Source organism: Ruegeria sp. N7 (assembly GCF_056531345.1).
Map to the genome: position 1 here is coordinate 748,972 of NZ_JBQFLR010000001.1, position 18,240 is coordinate 767,211.

Sequence of the window (18,240 nt, forward strand, 5' to 3'; positions counted from 1 at the left end):
TTGAGGGCGGTACTTGCAATTCTCCGCCTAAATGTGTGCAATGGTATACAAAATTGCAAATCCAGTGTCATTGAACCTTGAACCAGCGGCTTGGGTGATGCAGATAACATTCAGCGATGCCCGAAATCCAAGTCATTTGAGAAGGGAGGCCACCCGATGCCCATTAAAGTCGGACAGGATACCGCTAAGACACGCCGCAGCCTGAACGTGAATGGCAAATCCATTTCCTACTATTCGATCCCCGCCGCGCAGCAGGCCGGTTTGGGTGATTTTTCCAACCTTCCTGCCGCGTTGAAAGTCGTGCTGGAAAACATGCTCCGATTTGAAGACAGCGGCTTTTCGGTCTCGGTCGATGACATCAAAGCATTTGCCGAATGGGGTGCCAATGGCGGCAAGAACCCGCGCGAGATTGCATACCGCCCTGCCCGCGTGCTGATGCAGGACTTCACCGGTGTTCCAGCGGTGGTCGATCTGGCCGCCATGCGCGACGGGATCAAGGGCCTGGGCGGCGACGCACAGAAGATCAACCCGTTGAACCCGGTCGATCTGGTTATCGACCACTCGGTCATGATCGACGAGTTCGGGAACCCGCGTGCGTTCCAGATGAACGTCGACCGCGAATACGAGCGCAACATGGAACGTTATCAGTTCCTGAAATGGGGTCAGAACGCGTTCAACAATTTCCGCGTTGTGCCTCCCGGCACCGGTATCTGTCATCAGGTGAACCTGGAATATCTGGCACAGACTGTCTGGACTGACACCGATCAGAACGGCGAAGAAGTTGCCTATCCCGACACACTGGTTGGCACTGACAGCCACACCACCATGGTCAACGGCATGGCCGTTCTGGGGTGGGGCGTTGGCGGGATTGAGGCCGAAGCCGCAATGCTGGGTCAGCCGATCTCGATGCTGATCCCTGAGGTGATCGGTTTTGAGTTAACCGGCTCGATGGTCGAAGGCACCACCGGTACAGACCTTGTTCTGAAAGTTGTCGAAATGCTGCGTGCCAAGGGCGTGGTGGGCAAATTCGTCGAATTCTATGGCGAAGGGCTGGACCGCCTGCCGCTGGCTGACCGTGCAACCATCGCCAATATGGCGCCGGAATACGGAGCGACATGCGGCTTCTTCCCGATCGACGGAGAAACCCTGCGCTACATGCGCAACACCGGCCGCGACGAAGACCGCATCGCGCTGGTCGAAGCCTATGCCAAGGAAAACGGGTTTTGGAGAGGCCCGGACTATGCGCCGATCTACACTGACACTCTGTCACTGGACATGGGCACAATCGTTCCTGCGATTTCAGGCCCGAAACGCCCGCAGGACTACGTCGCGCTGACCGGCGCCAAGGCCGCTTTCACCAAGGAAATGGAAGAGACCTTCAAGCGCCCCATGGGCAAGGAAGTCGCCGTCAAGGGCGAAGACTACACCATGGAGTCGGGCAAGGTTGTAATTGCTTCGATCACCTCCTGTACCAACACGTCGAACCCTTACGTGATGATCGGTGCAGGCCTTGTGGCTCGCAAAGCCGCAGCTCTGGGTCTGAACCGCAAACCTTGGGTTAAAACCTCGCTGGCACCCGGTTCGCAGGTTGTATCTGCTTATCTTGAGGCCGCTGGACTGCAAGAAGATCTGGACAAGGTCGGTTTCAACCTTGTTGGGTACGGCTGCACCACCTGCATCGGCAACTCGGGCCCGATCCAGAAAGAAATCTCGGAAGCCATTGCCGAGGGCGATCTGGTCGCCACGTCGGTTCTGTCCGGCAACCGGAACTTCGAAGGCCGTATCTCACCGGATGTCCGCGCAAACTACTTGGCTTCGCCGCCGTTGGTTGTTGTCTATGCGCTGGCAGGTACGCTCGACATCGATCTGACGTCCGAGCCCATCGGTCAGGACAAGGATGGCAACGACGTCTTCATGAAGGACATCTGGCCAACCCAAAGCGAAATCGCGGAACTGGTCGAAGCAACCGTAACCCGCGAAGCGTTCCAGTCGAAATATGCGGATGTCTTCAAGGGGGATGAGAAATGGCAAAGCGTCGAGGTTCCGCAACAGGAAACCTATGACTGGCCGCCAACGTCGACCTACATCCAGAACCCGCCCTATTTCCAGGGTATGGGGGCGGAACCGGGCACGATCTCGAACATCGAAGGCGCCAAGGTTCTGGCCATTCTGGGCGACATGGTAACCACCGACCACATCTCACCTGCGGGATCATTCGCTACCACGACGCCGGCTGGCAAGTATCTGACCGACCGTCAGGTTCAGCCGCGCGAGTTCAACTCGTATGGCTCGCGACGGGGCAATCACGAAGTCATGATGCGCGGCACCTTCGCCAATATCCGCATCAAGAACGAGATGTTGGACGGAGTTGAAGGCGGATACACCAAAGGTCCGGATGGTGAACAGACTTCGATCTACGATGCCTCGATGGCCTATCAGGCCAATGGCACTCCGCTAGTCGTGTTTGGTGGCGAACAATACGGCGCAGGCTCAAGCCGCGACTGGGCGGCCAAGGGCACCGCACTGCTGGGCGTCAAAGCCGTGATTGCAGAAAGCTTTGAGCGAATCCACCGGTCCAATTTGGTCGGCATGGGCGTGATCCCGTTCGAATTCACCGGTGGAGATACCCGCAAAACCCTGGGTCTGAAAGGGGACGAAACCGTCTCAATTCACGGGCTGGATACGGTCGAGCCGTTGCAGGACGTGCCCTGCACCATCACCTACGCAGATGGGGCTGAGACGACCATCCAGTTGAAATGCCGGATCGATACCGCGCCTGAGATCGAATACATCGAAAACGGCGGTGTGCTTCAATACGTGCTGAGGAATCTGGCGAAGGCCAACTAAGCCTAACCGGTCTGGACAAATGACAGGGGCGCCTGCGGGGCGCCCTTTCCTTTTCTGTATTTCAGTATCCCGTTCACGCATTTTTAAGTGGATTCCTTGACCCTGCTACAAAAACCGGAGAAGCGTATGCAGGAAGTCGTCATTGTCAAATCCACGCCCCTGCCGGGGAAATTCGCGGCGCTTGCCAAACTGATCGGGGATCTGGTTGCCGAAACCCGAAAATTCCCCGGATGTCGTGCCGCTTATCTTCTGCTCTCGCCCGCAAACAACGAACAAGTCGTTGTTAACATCTGGGAAAACCCCGACGCGCTTGAAGCCTACCTGAACTGGCGTGCCGACAAAGGCGATTTTCTGCGAATCAACGATTTTCTTGAGGTCGAGCAGGATTTCCAAACCTACCAGCTCGCCTGAACCAGAGGTTGAAAGACCCTACTCTGCCGCTTTCTCAAGCGCAGGCCGGATGGTGTTTTCGATGACACGTTGCGTGATCGGGCCTGCAAAGCGCAGAATGATCGTTCCATCACCGTCGATCACGTAGGTCTCGGGAACACCGTACAAACCCCAATCAATCGCCATGCGGCCCTGTTCGTCGCGGCCGATGGCAGTGTACGGATCGCCAAGATTATCCAGGAAAGCCACGGCATTGCTCAGCTTGTCTTTGTAGTTAATGCCGTAAACCGGGATGCCTTCAGCTGCCAATGCCTCAAGGTTGGGATGCTCGGCACGGCATGGCGCGCACCAACTGGCCCAATAGTTGACCAGCTTGACCTCTCCGTCGCGCAGCGTTTCGTCGTCGAAAAGGGTCTTTCCCGGAAACTCGGTTAGAACCACGGGCGGCGCTGGTTGCCCTTCGCGGGCCGAGGGTAAGGCGTTGGGATCTTCGCGAAACATGCCGATGCCTGCGAGAACCGCAAATGCGCCAAAAATCAGAGGCGGCGCAATCATAAGGGGCGAGACTTTAGCCATTGCGCGACATCCTCTGTTCGACCTTCTCCATTTCCGCGCGCACCTTGCGCCCGCGCATCACGCTGAACGCAACTAGCGCCACGATAAGAGCGATGGAAACAGCATAAGACGACAAAACAGCGTCTGCATATTTTCCAAGATCGGGGATCATCCGCCTACCCTTTCCCGTGCCTGTAGCGCCTTGATACGACGGGCGCGAATTTCCGTTCCGGTGCGGTACAACACCAAGGCGATGAACAGCAGAACAAATCCGATGATGCAGGCCAGCAGAGGGTAGAAAAAGACATTGCTGACTTTCTCTTCCGTATCCGCCCCGGTAACGGCCCCGGCCCGCATGACCGATGCGCCCTGATGCAGGCCCTGATTCCAGAAATTCACCGCATACCGGCTGAGGATCGCAAAGACCGACCCAACCAGGCACAGAACCGAGGTCAGATCGGCTGCGGTATCAGGATCCTCGATAGCTTCCCACAAGGCGACATAGCCAAGGTAGAACAGAAACAGGATCAGAAACGATGTCAGGCGCGGGTCCCAGGCCCACCATGTACCCCACATGGGCTGTCCCCAGATGGCCCCGGTCAGCAGCGCAATCAGGGTCATTACGATCCCGATCGGTGCAGCAGCGCGTGCCGCAAGCGCGCTGACATGATGGCGGCGCACCAACCAGACCAATGAGGTGGCCAGCATCATCAGCCAGCAATTGATCGCCATCAACGCCGCCGGAACGTGCAGATAGATGATCTTGACCGTCGACCCCTGCTTGTAGTCGTCCGGTGTAAAGAAAAAGCCCCAGGTCAGACCGACAACGATGCAAAGGATCGAGACGATCCAGAAAAACGGCAGGACCCGTTCGCTGGTTTCAAGAAACTTGCGCGGGTTGGCATATTCCCAGAGGGCGTTGGCTTTGGCTGCGATTGACATGGGCCCTATCTAGTCCGAGTTGGGGTGGTTCTCAATTGACATCCATCAAACTTGTCGCGGTTCACCGCAGATTGATACGTAGCACGGCAGCGCTGGCAAAGGGCAACAATGCGATGGTTGCCGCCGTGATCCCGGCCAGCATCAGCAGTGGCGTCTGCACCTCCATCCCTGTTGCTCCACGCCGGGCAACTTCGGCCCCGAAAATCAGGGTGGGGACGTAAAGCGGCAACACCAGAAGCGACAGCAATAGCCCGCCACGTTTCAGACCAACGGTGAGCGCAGCACCAAATGTCCCGATGACGCTCATGGCCGGGGTACCGATCAGGAGCGAGATCACCAGCCAGAAAAACCCCGGTAGCGGCAGGTTCAGCAAGACACCCAGAAACGGCGCGGCCAGAACCAGCGGCAGACCAGTGGTCAGCCAGTGGGCCAGCGCCTTGACTGTGACAACCGATTCAAGCGGCAGCGGTGCCGTGGCCAGCAGGTCGAGCGAGCCGTCTTCCCAGTCCAGTGCCAGCAGGCGGTCAAGCGACAGAAGGCAGGCCAGCAAGGCCCCCAGCCAGAGCACACCGGGCGCAATCGTGGACAGCAGCGAGGATTGCGGCCCCACGGCAAATGGCACCATCACAGTCACGATCAGGAAAAAGGCCAGACCCAGCCCAAACCCGCCGCCTGCGCGGAAAGCCAGTTTCAGGTCGCGCAGCAACAGGGCGATCACAGGAAACCTCCGTCGAAATCGTCGATGGGTTTGGGTTTGGCCTTGTTAGGACCGACGTCCAGAACCTCGCCATCAAGGCCAAGGTCGATATGGGTCGCGATCAGGGCTGACCCGCCCTGCCCCAGATGTGCCCCCACCGCATCGGCAAACATTTGCACCGCGTTCCTGTCCAGCGAGACGGTCGGCTCGTCCAGCATCCAGATTGGCCGCCCTGTGACCAGCATCCGCGCCAGCCCCAACCGCCGTTTCTGGCCCGCCGACAGATTGCCGGCGTGACGGTCGGCGAGTTCGTTCAACTCAAAAGCGTCCAGCGCCGGCTGGATGTCATATGTACCAAAGACCGCTGCCCAGAATGTCAGGTTTTCAGTCACCGACAATGTCGGTTTGAGCCCGTCCGAATGGGACGCGTAGGCGATCCGGTCCTCGGCCCCTTCGATCTTGCCTTCCAGCGGAGGCTGCAAGCCAGCCAACGTGCGCAGAAGCGTCGTTTTGCCGATCCCGTTTGGGCCCCGCAGGATCAGAGCCTTGCCCGGCGACAGCTGAAAGCTGAGGCCCTCTAGGACGGGAACACCGCCACGTGTGATCGACAGATCTGTTACAGTCAAAGTCATGAGACCCGCTTAGCGGATTGTCCGCAGGGGCAAAAGGCGAGATTTGCCGCAGGATGCCAGCGCACCACAGCTGACACATGTCGGAGTGAGGGGCCAGCCCCTCACACTCCCCGGGATATTTTTGGCCAGATGAAGAGAATCCCGTCAGACAGGGATCAGGGCAAGTGCGATGCGGCGACCTTCGGCGAGCAGCACATTGTAGGTGCGGCAGGCGGCGGGGGAGTTCATGATTTCAACACCAACTCCGACATTTTCCAGCTCAACCCGTAGCGATTGGGGGATGTGGGCCATGTCTGCGCCCGTGCCGATAAGCAGGACGTCGATTCTGCCCGCCAGGTCCAGAAGGGGGTGTCGGTCGTCATAGCCGCCCCACTCTGCCGGGCCTGCCGGGCCTGTCAGGACAGCGCCGTGGAAGACATCGCCACCAATTCGAAAAAAACCGGGGCCATAACCGTCTATGGGTTTGGCATCTGCAAAAGTAATCTGATTCAGACGCATGATGTCCCTTCTTCAATCCAGAAGCGGCAGTCCGGAAATGACCGCAATCAGGATGACCGAATAGGCCGCGAGGCGGTAGATCCGTTCCAGTTTCGGGTCGAACAATGCCTTGCCGATAAGCGTAGTGATCAGATAAGGCACGCACAGCAGCAGGACAATCCATAGGATCGACAAATCTGCGGCACCGCTGATGAGGATGTTGAAAACGATGACAACGTCCAGCAATGCCAGAAAAATGATGGTGTTGGCACGAATCTTGCGCACGTCGGTGGAACTGGCCAGATAAAACACGATGACAACCGGACCTGTCAGCCCGGTCATGCCGCCGACAACGCCTGCGCTACCGCCGATGGCGAGACGTCCGGGCAGTGCCAGTTTACCCTCCCACCGCCAGCCAGTAACCACGGCCAGCAGGGTCAGACCGGTAATGCCGCAAACAACCCAGCGCAGCGCAACCGAGTCCACCTGCACCATGATCCACAGCCCCAGCGGAACGGTTATCGTTGCGGCAAAGCCCAGAGTGCTGATTTCGACCTTGTCACAATCCCGCCACGCCTGCGGAGCCAAGGCAAAGGTTGATGCAATACCGGTGGCGGCCATCAGAAAGACCACATCTGCAATAGGCAGGAACTGAGTCGCCACCGGCACAAAGATCATCGCGGTGCCAAAACCTGTGAAGCCGCGGACAAGTCCCGCGGCTCCAATGGTAAGGATCAGCCAAGTGAGGCCCGGCAGGGCCAAGGCCTGTTGTAGAGCCTCAGGCATCAATATTGGCAAACTGGTTGCCCGCCGTATTCGACGGTTTGGACCAGTCGCGCTTGACCCCCAGCCAAAGCAGGATGGTCGAAGCCACGAAGACCGACGAATAGGTCCCGACAACGACACCCCAGATCATCGCGAAGACAAATCCGCGGATGACGTCCCCACCCAGCAGATAAAGCGAGATCAGCGCCAGTAATGTTGTGACCGAGGTCATCACCGTTCGGCTCAGGGTTTCGTTGATCGATACGTTCAGAACCTCTTTCAGGTCCTTCTTTTTGTATTTCCGCAGATTCTCGCGCACCCGGTCGAAGACGACAACCGTGTCGTTCAGCGAATAGCCGACGATGGTCAGCAGCGCCGCGATGATCGCCAGATCGAAGCGGATTTGCAGTTCCGAGAAGATGCCGATGGTCAGGATCACATCGTGCACCAATGCGGCAACCGCCCCCAAGGCAAACTGCCATTCAAAGCGCAGCCAGATGTAGACAAGAACGGCACCGATGGCCAAGACAACCGCGATCACAGCCGTCTGGATCAACTCGCCCGAGACTTTTGGGCCAACGGATTCGACACTTTCAAAGGGCAGTTTGAGTCCGGGGTCTGCGGCAGCCAGCGCTTCGCCGACCTGGGTGATCACGTCTGCTGTGACCGCTTCGGCGTCTTCCTGAGCCTGAATACGGATCATCGCGACATTTTCATCAGGACCAAAACTTGGATCAAAGATCTCGGTGATGGTGACGTCACCCAGTTGTAGCGGAGACAAAGCATCGCGGTATACACCTACGTCAATTGCTTGTGCGCTTTGGGTCCGGATCGTGGTGCCGCCCCGGAAGTCGATCCCGAAATTCAGCCCCTGCAGCAGAAAAGAGGTGAACGCGATCACCATCATCAGACCGGAAATTCCAAGCCAGATTTTCCAGCGACTGAAAAAGTCGAACGAGGTGTTCTGGGGTACGAGTTTCAGTCTCATGATCAAACCTCGATCGTTTTCGGTCGGCGGCGTTCGAACCACATGACAACCATCAGGCGCGTCACGAAGATCGCGGTGAAGACGGATGTCAGGATACCCAGGCCCAGAGTGATCGCGAACCCGCGCACAGGGCCGCTGCCCATGGCAAACAGGATAACGGCGGTGATGAAAGTGGTTATGTTGGCGTCCAGAATGGCCGACAACGCCTTTTCATAGCCCAGATCGATGGCGCGGGCCGGACCTCTGGCGGATTTCAGTTCTTCGCGGATGCGCTCAAAGATCAGCACGTTGGCATCCACTGCCATACCGACCGTCAGAACGATCCCCGCAATCCCCGGCAGTGTCAGTGTTGCGCCGATCAGGGACAGCAAGCCGAACAACAGGCCCACGTTGATGATCAGCGCGATATTGGCGAAGACACCGAACAGGCCATAGCTGAGCGCCATGAATACCAGCACCGCGACAAAGGCCACGATTGTGGCAACTTTACCTGCGTCGATACTGTCCTGCCCCAGTTCGGGGCCGATGGTGCGTTCTTCCAGGAACTCCAGCCCCGCAGGCAAAGCACCGGCACGCAGCAGGACGGCCAGATTGGTGCTTTCCTCAACGGTGAAGTTACCGGTGATGATGCCCGACCCGCCCGGGATATGGCTTTGGATCACGGGGGCCGAGATCACTTCGTCATCCAGCACGATGGCAAAGGGTGCGCCGATATTGTCACGGGTATAATCCCCGAACTTGCGCGCACCGGATGTGTTGAACCGGAAGTTGACCGCAGGGCGGCCGTTCTGATCGAAGGACGGCTGGGCGTCGACCAGTTCCTCTCCTGTCACGACCGGAGCGGATTCGATGTTGTAATAAACTTCGTTTTCGTCAATCGACGGCACGATTTTTTCACCGACGCCTGCGACGGCATCCGGATCGGTTCCGCGCCCGACAACCGGATTAAACGTCAACTGTGCCGTTGTTCCGATAATTTCCTTAAGTTCGCCCGCACTGCCGATACCCGGCACCTGAATCAGGATGCGATCCGTCCCCTGACGCTGGATTGTGGGCTCTCGCGTACCGACTTCGTCGATCCGGCGGCGGATGATTTCCAGCGCCTGACGCACCGTGCGATCATCCGAGGCCAGTTTTTCTGCCTCGGACAGTTGAACAACAATCGTGTCGCCATCCGCACGGGCTTCGATATCTGTGGCACCTACACCTGTCAGTGTCTGCACCTGCCGGGCCAGACCGCGAACAACCTCCAACGCCTGTGGCATTCCTTCGGGCTGGCTGATGCGCACGCGAATCTCATCCGCGGCCGAGTCCTGACGGCGGATGGTTCCCACCGTGGCACGTTCATCGCGCAGCGCGTCGCGGATTTCCGGCCACATCGCCTCCATCCGGGATTCGTAGACGTCCTGCACCTGAACTTCAGCCAGCAGATGCGCACCGCCGCGCAGGTCGAGGCCAAGATTGACCAGGGATGACGGCAGCCAGTTCGGCCATTGCGCGGCTTCAGCCTGTATCTGCGGCGTGTCATTGCCCAGCTCGATCGCAGCCTTGGCGTCGTTGGATTGCTCGACCCGCGTGTAAAACGCGTTTGGCAGGGCCATGAGCAGACCGGTCACGCAGACCAGCCAGATCAGAACCCGCTTCCAGGTATCAAATTGCAGCATTACCCTGCCTTTTCAAGGAATTGTCGCGCGAAGTTACTTCGCCGGCTCGGTCTTGTTAAGAACCTGGGCGATGGTCGATTTGACCACGCGAATCTTGACGCCCTCGGCGATTTCGACCTCGATCTCGTTATCGCCTTCCTTGACCTTCGATACCTTGCCGATCACGCCGCCTTGCGTGATCACCTGATCACCCCGACGCACGGCATCAACCATGGCCTGATGTTCCTTCATCTTCTTTTGCTGCGGACGGATCAGCAGGAAATACATGATCGCGAAGATCAGGATCAGCGGGAGAAACTGGGCGATTGCGCCACCATCCATGGGACATTCCTTTGTTCTAGTCTTGCGGCACAGTTCCGCAAATTTGGGCGGAACCTATGCTTTGAAATGTCGGTTTGCAAGCAAAGGCGGTCATGTAACCCACTTGAATACAGGCATGTCCCGGCAACTACGGGCAAAGCGTTGCAGATATGTCCTAGGAACATAACCGAAACCGGGTATAGTTTATCTGAAGGGGGACACATGACACGGCCACTCAAGCCTTTCCTTTCGTTGCTTTATTTACTGACTGCCCTGTCGGTGAGCGTGTGGCTGTCTGGTGCGGCCTTGTCGCAGGAAGCACCCGCTGAATCGCCCCTGTCCGAGACTTCGGAATCGGACACGTTCATGGCCCCGGTCATCGTGGACGGGGACGTTCTGTTTCAGGTGCGAGGATCAAGCGCTCTGCCTGCTCCGGAGCGCGCCGAGGACGTACAGAACAAGATCATTGCGGTTGCGGAAGCGTCGGAAGCACCTTTGGTCGAGATCACATATGAAGAGACCGAATTTGGCATCTGGATTCTGGCCGATGGCCAAAGAATCTCGATCGTTACTAAAGCTGACTCTGAACTGGATCAGATGGAACTAAGTGTTCTGAGCGTTTTGCATGGCAATGCGATCAAACAATCCATTGAGGCGTATCGAGCCAACCGAACCGATCAGGCGCGCGTTTCCGGTGCTATCGAAGCGGCTGCCTGGACGTTGGGATTTGCCCTGTTTGTTGTCACAATCCTGTGGCTGCACCGTCGGATCAGGCGTCGCACATTGAAGCTGGTAAAACGCTACTTAAAGGATGTCGAAACGGCGACAGCCAAAAGCGTTCAGGCCGAAGCAATCGCGGCCCTTATCCGCTATGGTCTGAACTTCGTGCTGCTGATCATCTTCTTTCTCGGTTTCTACTATTACCTGTCCTTTGTTCTTTTGGCTTTTGCGGAAACCAGATATTTCGCACAGCTTCTGCTAACCTATCTGACCGAGCCGGTGCTGCTTATCTTCCGGGGCATCCTCAGCTATATCCCCAATCTGATTATGCTGGGCCTGATCACATGGGTCACGCTGTATATCATCAAAGGTCTGCGCGTGTTCTTTGATGCGGTCGAAGCCGGTTCGTTCGAAATGGGTGATTTCGAAAAACACTGGGTCAACCCGACGTTCAACATTGCCCGTGTCGTCGTTATTCTGATCGCGCTGGTTTTTGCGGTTCCCTATATTCCGGGCTCAGACTCGGCCGCGTTCCAGGGGTTAACCCTTCTGGTCGGCGCCATGCTGTCTTTGGGCGCGAATTCAGTCGTGTCCAACATGCTGGCCGGGCTGTTTGTGATTTACCGCAGGTCTACCTCAATCGGCGACCGTATCCAAATCGGAGACCATATCGGCGATGTCGTTCAGATCAAACTGATGGAGACCCATCTTAAGTCGATCAAGAACGAACTGATTTCAATCCCCAATGCACAGTTGATGAATTCAGATGTCGTGAACTTTTCGAAGAAAACTGATGGTAACGGGCTGTTGCTGCACACGACCGTTGGCATCGGCTACGAAGAACCCCCTGAAAAGGTTGAGGCGATGCTGATTGAGGCCGCCAACCGCACCAAAGGTATCAAGGCCAATCCTGAACCTTTTGTGCTGTGGACGGCGTTGGCCGATTACGCGATCAACTATCAGATCAACGGCTATACCACCCGCGGCAGCATCATTCCCAAAATCCGTTCGGACCTGCATCGAAACATTGTTGCGGTATTTAACGAAAACAATGTGCAGATCATGACGCCTTCTTATGTGGCTGACCCGCCTGAGCCTAAAATACCGGCCGGGGCATGGGAGGGCCATCTGGCGCATGAAACCCACGAAGACGCTGATAAGACGTAACCGGTGCTACACCCTGCCCCGCAGATGGTGCATAAGCGGGTTCAGTGATTCACGCATTCAAGGATCTGAGACATGCACGACATCCGCGCCATTCGCGAAAACCCTGCCGCTTTCGACGCCGCCTTAGCGCGCCGTGGGGACGCGCCGGTGTCGTCAGATCTGCTGAGGCTGGACGAAAGCCGGCGTGCCAAGATTCTGGCTGCCGAAACCGCACAGGCCGAACAAAACAAGGCCAGCAAGGAAGTCGGTGCAGCCAAAGGGCGCGGCGACGAGGCTGAATTCGAACGCCTGCGCGCGCTGGTCGCCGAGAAAAAGGCCGAAGTCGCCCGGATGCAGACCGAGGCCAAGGATCTGGATGCCTTGCTAACCGATCAACTGGCCCGCATCGCCAACCTGCCCGCCGATGACGTACCGCAAGGCGCGGACGAAAACGACAATGTCGAAGCCAACCGCTGGGGCACCCCGCGCGATTTCAGCTTTGCACCGAAAGAGCACTACGACATTCCCGCCGTCGCAGCCGCAATGGATTTCGAAACCGCCGCTAAAACCAGCGGCAGCCGGTTTGTGAACCTGTCCAAGGGGGTTGCCCGGCTCCACCGTGCGCTGGCCCAGTTCATGTTGGACACACATATCGACAAGAACGGGCTGACAGAAATGCAGACACCGGTTCTGGTTCGGGATGAGGCGATGTATGGCACTGATAAACTGCCTAAATTCGGTGACGACAGCTATCAGACGACCAATGGCTGGTGGTTGATCCCAACCTCCGAGGTCACGCTGACTTATTCAGTGGCTGGTGACATTCTTGAAGAGGCTGCGCTGCCCATCCGTATGACCGCCCATACTGTCTGTTTCAGATCCGAGGCCGGAAGTGCGGGCAAGGACACCGCAGGGATGCTGCGCCAGCACCAGTTCGAAAAGGTCGAGATGGTCTCGATCACCCATCCCGACGCGTCAGACGATGAGCAAAAGCGCATGTTGCGCTGCGCCGAGGATCTGCTGGAACAGCTGGGTATTCCCTATCGCACTGTTGTTTTGTGCACCGGTGATATGGGCTTTGGCGCGCGCCGCACCTATGACATCGAAGCGTGGCTGCCCGGACAGGACACCTATCGCGAGATCAGCTCGGTCTCGACCACAGGTGCGTTTCAGGCGCGTCGGATGAATGCCCGTTTCCGGCCTGAAAGTGGTGGCAAACCCGAATTTGTTCATACTCTGAACGGTTCCGGCCTGGCTGTCGGACGTTGCCTGATCGCAGTTCTGGAGAATGGGCAGAATGAAGATGGCACTGTTTCGCTGCCCGAGGTACTTGGCCCCTATCTGGGCGGCAAGCTGACCCTGCAACTTGACGGTACTTTGGCCTGACACACAAAACCGGCACCGTCAGGCACCGGTTAGGACATCAACTGAAGGCGAAGAGGTTTTACTTCTTCGCTTTTTTCTTGTCCTTCTTCTTTCCGCCTTTCTTGCCGTCTTTCTTTTTTCCGTCCTTTTTTGACTTTTTGTCCTTTTTGGACTTGGCTTTCACCTTGTCTTTGGCCTTGGAAAAGGCGGCTTCCATCTCTTTGCGCTTCTTCGCGGCTTTTTCGGCCTTAGCCTTGGCTTTGGCCTTTTTCTTTTCAGCAGTCTCGGCTTTTTCGGCGGCTGCTTTTTCTTCTGCTGCCTTGCGTGCGGCTTCCTCGACCCGTTTCTCGGCTGCGGCTGCGGCGATTGTTTTGCGTGGCGCGGCTTTGCGTGCGGTCGGTCTGCGCGTCGCGGGCGTCCGGGCCGCAGTTCGGCGTGTTGCCGGTTTCGCAGCAGGCGGTTTTGCAGCAACGGCATCTTTGGCAGATGCAATCAAAACCAACGCGCGCGCCTCACCGATCCGAGGGACCTTGACCAAATCAGCAGGAGTGGCCTTGGCTATCGCCTCGGCCGTCTTGAAGCCATTGGCAACAAGGGCCTGGCCAAGTGCCTCTCCTACACCTTTTATGTCGGTCACAGCGGTCATTCTGGGTCCTTTCTCTGTCTGATTACTGGCTCGTATATACAAAAGATACACGGGCCCGCAAGCTGTGTGGTGGTCGTCCCTGTTCTGCCAGCTTAGTTATGGGCAAGACCAGCGGCTCGGTTGTCTCTCGGAAAGGGTACAAGGCGCTTGGCATCTTCGTCCCATAGCTTCAGGTTCAATGCCGCCACGGCCTCGGGAAACTTGATCCGGCGGGGGGTATATTCCGGCGGCAGGTTATAGTGGCAGGCACGCAGGCGATATGATGGGATACGCGCGTTGAAATGGTGGATATCATGCAACGTGATGCAAGCCACAGCCATATCGAACCACCATCCGAAATCCAGCGCGGATGACCCCTTAAGCGCTGCTGTCTGAGGATTCAGGTCAGGGCGGCGATCCCAATAGGTGTCTTCGAAATTGTGCTGAAGATAAACGAGGAAGACGCCCAGCATTCCACCCAAAAAGGAAAACACCAGCCAGACCCAAATGCCCGTCATACCCGCGATCAGATACAACAATCCAAGAAAAACAACGATCGACAGGTTGTGCAACACCACACCTTTGGCGCCAAAACGCGCCGTATTCTTGGGCCAGCGGTATCGGATGAAATAGGTGAACAACGCGCCGGCCGGAACCAGGATGAACGGATTGCGATACAGCCGGTAAAACAAACGTGTTTTCCAATCAGCTGCATTCCACTCTCGCAGGGTCATCGTGTGAATTTCACCTGTCTCGCGGTGCTCAAGATTTCCGATGCCCGCATGGTGCAAATTGTGGTTCTGTTTCATCACCTCGAACGGGGCGAAAGTGAAGGGAGACAGGCCATGCCCTGCCCATTCGTTTTGCATACGTGTCTCGAACAGAGAGTGGTGCCCGCAATCATGTTGCAGCACATAAAGCCGTACTGCGGCAAAGGCGAACACGATCCCGGCGGGTATCATGATGTACCATCGATCAACAAATGTGATCGCAACGGTCAGCGACGCGAAATACACCGCAAATGTGCCAAAATAACTTGCCGCGGCCAATCTGTTGTCCTGCACCGCGTAATGTCTTGTATATTCCCTCAAATCCATCCAGCCGTCTCCTTACGATGGCCGTTCAGTTTTCTGTTCAAATCTAGGTGCGGCTAGTCCGCGTGCAAGCAGTGCGTGCCCAAACAAATGCACACGCATGAATGCTAGCGTGGAGAACAGAAACTGTCACGCCCCCGTGAGGTAAGATGCTGAAAATTGGCGCAGTTACGCGCGGCCTTTGAGATGCTTGGCCAAGGCGCCCGCATTCTTCTTGCGCCTCCCCTTATATGGGTTCTTGTCACCCTGCCCGCGCAGCGTCAGACGGATTGGGGTGCCAGGCATGTCAAAGTCCTGACGCAGCCCGTTGACCAGATAGCGGGTATAGCTTTCGGGCATCTTATCGGGATGAGAACACATCACAACAAAACCCGGCGGCCGCGTTTTCGCCTGGGTCATATAGCGCAGCTTGATGCGGCGGCCCTGCGGGGCCGGCGGCGGGTGTTGTTCCAGCATGGCAGTCAGCCACCGGTTCAACGCCGCGGTTGGCACACGGCGGTTCCAGACATCATGGGCGCGCAGGATGGCGGCGCGCAATCTCTCAAGCCCGCGGCCCGTTTTCGCCGAGACGGTAACCAGAGGGGCACCGCGCAGCTGCGGCAGCAAGCGATCAAAGGCTTCTTTCAGCTCCCGCAGCTTTTCCTGCTTGTTTTCCTCGACGTCCCACTTGTTTACAGCAACAACAACAGCCCGGCCTTCACGTTCGGCCAAGTCGGCAATTCTCAGGTCCTGTTGTTCAAACGGAATGGCCGCGTCCAGCAGTACGACGACAACCTCGGCGAACTTCACCGCGCGCAGACCGTCTGACACCGAAAGCTTTTCAAGCTTTTCCTGTACCTTTGCTTTCTTGCGCATTCCCGCCGTGTCAAAGATCCGCATCGGAGTGCTTTCTCCGTCCGGGTCGGCCCAATCGATCCGCAGGCTGATAGCGTCACGGGTAATCCCGGCCTCGGGCCCCGTCAACAGGCGGTCTTCGCCGATGATCTTGTTGATCAGCGTGGACTTGCCCGCATTCGGACGGCCGACCACGGCCACCTGCAACGGCTTGGCAGCGGTGATCAGGGGCATTTCGCCCTCACCGTCTTCATCCAACTCAATATCTGTTTCCGGGGCTTCTTCGACCTGCTTTTCCTCGGCTGCATCCGCCAATGGCATCAGCTGAGCATAAAGGTCGGTCATCCCCTCGCCATGTTCACCCGACATGCGCACCGGTTCACCCAGACCCAGATTGTATGCCTCGAGCACCCCGGCATCCGCTGCGCTGCCTTCAGCCTTGTTGGCCGCAAGGATCACGTGCTTGGACCGCTTGCGCAGGATTTCTGCAAACATCTCATCCGTGGGCGTCAGCCCGACCCGCGCGTCGATCATGAACAGGCAGACATCGGCCATGTCCACGGCGCGCTCGGTCAGGCGGCGCATCCGGCCCTGCAAACTGTCATCTGTCGCGTCTTCAAGCCCGGCCGTGTCGATTACGGTAAAGCGCAGATCGCCCAGACGCCCTTCGCCCTCGCGCAAGTCACGCGTCACACCAGGCTGATCGTCGACCAGCGCCAAACGTTTGCCTACGAGGCGGTTGAACAATGTGGATTTGCCCACATTCGGGCGCCCCACGATGGCGAGGGTCAGCGACATGATACTCTACTTTCAAGACTCAAGTTGCGCCCTTTAACGCATCTTGCCGTCAACGGAAAGCGTGTAGATCACCTTTGGTCGAAACAACATACAGCGTCTGCCCGGCCACAACGGGGGATGCTGTCGCGCCTCCGGGAACTTCAGCCTGATGTACCAGTGTTCCGTCAACTGGATTGAAGAACCGCAGATACCCGTCGTTGGATGCAACGACAATACGACCCCCGGCCAGAATTGGGCCGTAGTGCGCGAAGATCGGTCCCCGGCGGCCACGCTTGTCCTTGACAAAGCCCGGCAGGTCCTGCGCCCAGATGACAGACCCGTCCGCCGCGTTCAGGCGCACCAGCTGGCTGCGATCACTGATCAGGAAAATGCTGTTGCCCGCAGGCCAGACTGTATCGACCGCACCTTCATCCGCCGTCCACTGGCGCTCGCCGGAAGCGGCATCAAATGCGACGGTCCGGCCCGAGTGATTGCCGATGTAGATACTGTTGCCAACAACCATCGGACCGCCGGTCACATCGACGATTTGTGCCGCAGCGCGCCCGCGACGCCCCCCTGCCACAGACGCGTTCCATCGACGGATACCGCCGCGGCGGAACGTGGCGGCTACGTCGCCCGAGCCAAAGGCAAATACGGCCAGATCAGACGCTATTGCAGGCGCAGGCGCACCCAGAACGTTCCCGACGCTTGGTGTGCCTTCGAATTGCCAGGCTATGCGTCCGTCCTTGGTGTTTACAGCCCAGCCGGTTTCGTCTCCGGCCACAACGTATAACAGCCCGTCGTTCACCAGCGGTGCGCCGCTGCCAGTCGCTTCCAAGCGTTTTTGCCAGCGCACAGAACCCGATTTGGCGTCCAGCGCAGTAAGCCGACCGAACCCTGACGACACATAAAGGACGCCGTCGGCATAAGCCAAACCACCACCTGTTGCATCCGAGTCGCCATCACTTGGCGGGATCAGGTCGGTCTCCCATGCCAACTGCCCCTGCGGTGTGACCGCTGAAACGGTCGCCCCCGAATCCAGTGTAAAAATCAATCCTCCCGCAACCACCGGCTCGGCGGTAATGCGCTGCTTGCGCGAGTCACCCTGCCCAATCGAAACAGACCAGATCCGCTGTGGCGTCGCGCGCAAGGCGGCATGCGTGGTCCGGTACGCGGGCGTTCCCGGACTTTGGGACCAATTGGCGTTGACCTGTTGCCCCGGCAAGCTGATCGGTTGCGAGCCGCGCTTTTCGACCGTTTCAAGATCTGAAACAGGGCGAATATCCTCGCGTTCACCCGGCAGAATGGCTTCGGGCGGCTCACAGGCCGCCAATGCGGTCAGGGCCAGCGCCGCAAAAGGCATTCCCGTGCGGGAAAAAAATCTTTTTACCATGATACTCCGAACTCGCCTGTCGTTAAGTC

The 18,240-nt window shown here is 57.7% G+C and carries 18 protein-coding genes; 4 read left to right on the forward strand and 14 right to left on the reverse strand.

Annotation, left to right across the window (positions count from 1 at the left end; genetic code table 11):
* Positions 1 to 156 precede the first annotated feature (156 nt).
* Complete coding sequence (gene acnA / locus ACR0ES_RS03730) at positions 157 to 2,847, forward strand: aconitate hydratase AcnA (protein ID WP_480869516.1); 2,691 nt, start codon at positions 157 to 159, stop codon at positions 2,845 to 2,847.
* Positions 2,848 to 2,973: 126 nt separating this feature from the next.
* A complete protein-coding gene (locus tag ACR0ES_RS03735) occupies positions 2,974 to 3,258 on the forward strand; it encodes a putative quinol monooxygenase (protein WP_480869517.1) in 285 nt (94 codons plus the stop codon).
* An 18-nt stretch (positions 3,259 to 3,276) separates the two neighbouring features.
* On the opposite strand, the gene ACR0ES_RS03740 is transcribed toward ACR0ES_RS03735, so the two are convergent.
* From ACR0ES_RS03740 to yajC, 10 genes are all read right to left on the reverse strand, one after another.
* Positions 3,277 to 3,813 carry a DsbE family thiol:disulfide interchange protein gene (locus ACR0ES_RS03740; protein WP_480772869.1) on the reverse strand — a complete coding sequence of 179 codons (537 nt, stop codon included), beginning with the start codon at positions 3,811 to 3,813 and terminating at the stop codon, positions 3,277 to 3,279.
* Positions 3,806 to 3,964 carry a heme exporter protein CcmD gene (gene ccmD, locus ACR0ES_RS03745; protein WP_209503508.1) on the reverse strand — a complete coding sequence of 53 codons (159 nt, stop codon included), beginning with the start codon at positions 3,962 to 3,964 and terminating at the stop codon, positions 3,806 to 3,808. Before ccmD ends, ACR0ES_RS03740 begins: the two co-directional genes overlap by 8 nt.
* Entirely contained in the window at positions 3,961 to 4,734 is a 774-nt protein-coding gene (locus ACR0ES_RS03750; protein WP_267366837.1) for a heme ABC transporter permease, read from the reverse strand. The genes ccmD and ACR0ES_RS03750 overlap by 4 nt, the downstream gene beginning before the upstream one ends.
* 61 nt (positions 4,735 to 4,795) lie before the next feature.
* Positions 4,796 to 5,452 (reverse strand): heme exporter protein CcmB, encoded by a 657-nt coding sequence (ccmB, locus tag ACR0ES_RS03755; protein ID WP_480480342.1) that lies wholly within the window; start codon positions 5,450 to 5,452, stop codon positions 4,796 to 4,798.
* Positions 5,449 to 6,063: a heme ABC exporter ATP-binding protein CcmA gene (ccmA, locus tag ACR0ES_RS03760; RefSeq protein ID WP_480480340.1), complete on the reverse strand. Its 615-nt coding sequence runs from the start codon at positions 6,061 to 6,063 to the stop codon at positions 5,449 to 5,451. Before ccmA ends, ccmB begins: the two co-directional genes overlap by 4 nt.
* Before the next feature lie 144 nt (positions 6,064 to 6,207).
* Positions 6,208 to 6,561 carry an Mth938-like domain-containing protein gene (locus ACR0ES_RS03765; RefSeq protein ID WP_480869519.1) on the reverse strand — a complete coding sequence of 118 codons (354 nt, stop codon included), beginning with the start codon at positions 6,559 to 6,561 and terminating at the stop codon, positions 6,208 to 6,210.
* Positions 6,562 to 6,573: 12 nt separating this feature from the next.
* A complete protein-coding gene (locus tag ACR0ES_RS03770) occupies positions 6,574 to 7,326 on the reverse strand; it encodes a sulfite exporter TauE/SafE family protein (RefSeq protein ID WP_480869521.1) in 753 nt (250 codons plus the stop codon).
* Entirely contained in the window at positions 7,319 to 8,293 is a 975-nt protein-coding gene (gene secF, locus ACR0ES_RS03775) for a protein translocase subunit SecF (RefSeq protein WP_480869524.1), read from the reverse strand. Before secF ends, ACR0ES_RS03770 begins: the two co-directional genes overlap by 8 nt.
* A 2-nt stretch (positions 8,294 to 8,295) precedes the next feature.
* Positions 8,296 to 9,957 (reverse strand): protein translocase subunit SecD, encoded by a 1,662-nt coding sequence (secD, locus tag ACR0ES_RS03780; RefSeq protein WP_480480332.1) that lies wholly within the window; start codon positions 9,955 to 9,957, stop codon positions 8,296 to 8,298.
* A 33-nt stretch (positions 9,958 to 9,990) separates the two neighbouring features.
* A complete protein-coding gene (gene yajC / locus ACR0ES_RS03785; RefSeq protein ID WP_209503494.1) occupies positions 9,991 to 10,278 on the reverse strand; it encodes a preprotein translocase subunit YajC in 288 nt (95 codons plus the stop codon).
* A 201-nt stretch (positions 10,279 to 10,479) separates the two neighbouring features.
* Between yajC and ACR0ES_RS03790 the strand changes: the two genes are divergently transcribed.
* Both ACR0ES_RS03790 and serS read left to right on the forward strand, forming a co-directional pair.
* Positions 10,480 to 12,144, forward strand: a complete 1,665-nt coding sequence (locus ACR0ES_RS03790) for a mechanosensitive ion channel family protein (protein WP_480485242.1) — start codon at positions 10,480 to 10,482, stop codon at positions 12,142 to 12,144.
* 72 nt (positions 12,145 to 12,216) lie between these two features.
* Positions 12,217 to 13,509 (forward strand): serine--tRNA ligase, encoded by a 1,293-nt coding sequence (gene serS, locus ACR0ES_RS03795; RefSeq protein WP_480830538.1) that lies wholly within the window; start codon positions 12,217 to 12,219, stop codon positions 13,507 to 13,509.
* Between the two features lie 58 nt (positions 13,510 to 13,567).
* On the opposite strand, the gene ACR0ES_RS03800 is transcribed toward serS, so the two are convergent.
* From ACR0ES_RS03800 to ACR0ES_RS03815, 4 genes are all read right to left on the reverse strand, one after another.
* Positions 13,568 to 14,134, reverse strand: a complete 567-nt coding sequence (locus ACR0ES_RS03800; protein ID WP_480830536.1) for a helix-hairpin-helix domain-containing protein — start codon at positions 14,132 to 14,134, stop codon at positions 13,568 to 13,570.
* A gap of 92 nt (positions 14,135 to 14,226) precedes the next feature.
* A complete protein-coding gene (locus ACR0ES_RS03805; RefSeq protein ID WP_480869527.1) occupies positions 14,227 to 15,210 on the reverse strand; it encodes a fatty acid desaturase in 984 nt (327 codons plus the stop codon).
* Positions 15,211 to 15,375: 165 nt separating this feature from the next.
* The gene (gene der / locus ACR0ES_RS03810; RefSeq protein ID WP_480480322.1) at positions 15,376 to 16,839 is read right to left on the reverse strand and encodes a ribosome biogenesis GTPase Der; all 1,464 of its coding nucleotides are present in this window, start codon (positions 16,837 to 16,839) and stop codon (positions 15,376 to 15,378) included.
* 49 nt (positions 16,840 to 16,888) lie between these two features.
* On the reverse strand, positions 16,889 to 18,211 hold the full coding sequence (locus tag ACR0ES_RS03815; protein WP_480564196.1) for a PQQ-like beta-propeller repeat protein: 1,323 nt from the start codon (positions 18,209 to 18,211) through the stop codon (positions 16,889 to 16,891).
* Between the last annotated feature and the right edge of the window lie 29 nt (positions 18,212 to 18,240).

Excerpts from the sequence above, each read along its gene's own strand:
- acnA (WP_480869516.1), top strand. The coding sequence starts at position 157 with ATGCCCATTAAAGTCGGACAGGATACCGCTAAGACACGCCGCAGCCTG.
- ACR0ES_RS03735 (WP_480869517.1), top strand. The coding sequence starts at position 2,974 with ATGCAGGAAGTCGTCATTGTCAAATCCACGCCCCTGCCGGGGAAATTC.
- ACR0ES_RS03740 (WP_480772869.1), bottom strand. The coding sequence starts at position 3,813 with ATGGCTAAAGTCTCGCCCCTTATGATTGCGCCGCCTCTGATTTTTGGC.
- ccmD (WP_209503508.1), bottom strand. The coding sequence starts at position 3,964 with ATGATCCCCGATCTTGGAAAATATGCAGACGCTGTTTTGTCGTCTTAT.
- ACR0ES_RS03750 (WP_267366837.1), bottom strand. The coding sequence starts at position 4,734 with ATGTCAATCGCAGCCAAAGCCAACGCCCTCTGGGAATATGCCAACCCG.
- ccmA (WP_480480340.1), bottom strand. The coding sequence starts at position 6,063 with ATGACTTTGACTGTAACAGATCTGTCGATCACACGTGGCGGTGTTCCC.
- ACR0ES_RS03765 (WP_480869519.1), bottom strand. The coding sequence starts at position 6,561 with ATGCGTCTGAATCAGATTACTTTTGCAGATGCCAAACCCATAGACGGT.
- ACR0ES_RS03770 (WP_480869521.1), bottom strand. The coding sequence starts at position 7,326 with ATGCCTGAGGCTCTACAACAGGCCTTGGCCCTGCCGGGCCTCACTTGG.
- secF (WP_480869524.1), bottom strand. The coding sequence starts at position 8,293 with ATGAGACTGAAACTCGTACCCCAGAACACCTCGTTCGACTTTTTCAGT.
- secD (WP_480480332.1), bottom strand. The coding sequence starts at position 9,957 with ATGCTGCAATTTGATACCTGGAAGCGGGTTCTGATCTGGCTGGTCTGC.
- yajC (WP_209503494.1), bottom strand. The coding sequence starts at position 10,278 with ATGGATGGTGGCGCAATCGCCCAGTTTCTCCCGCTGATCCTGATCTTC.
- ACR0ES_RS03790 (WP_480485242.1), top strand. The coding sequence starts at position 10,480 with ATGACACGGCCACTCAAGCCTTTCCTTTCGTTGCTTTATTTACTGACT.
- serS (WP_480830538.1), top strand. The coding sequence starts at position 12,217 with ATGCACGACATCCGCGCCATTCGCGAAAACCCTGCCGCTTTCGACGCC.
- ACR0ES_RS03800 (WP_480830536.1), bottom strand. The coding sequence starts at position 14,134 with ATGACCGCTGTGACCGACATAAAAGGTGTAGGAGAGGCACTTGGCCAG.
- ACR0ES_RS03805 (WP_480869527.1), bottom strand. The coding sequence starts at position 15,210 with ATGGATTTGAGGGAATATACAAGACATTACGCGGTGCAGGACAACAGA.
- der (WP_480480322.1), bottom strand. The coding sequence starts at position 16,839 with ATGTCGCTGACCCTCGCCATCGTGGGGCGCCCGAATGTGGGCAAATCC.
- ACR0ES_RS03815 (WP_480564196.1), bottom strand. The coding sequence starts at position 18,211 with ATGGTAAAAAGATTTTTTTCCCGCACGGGAATGCCTTTTGCGGCGCTG.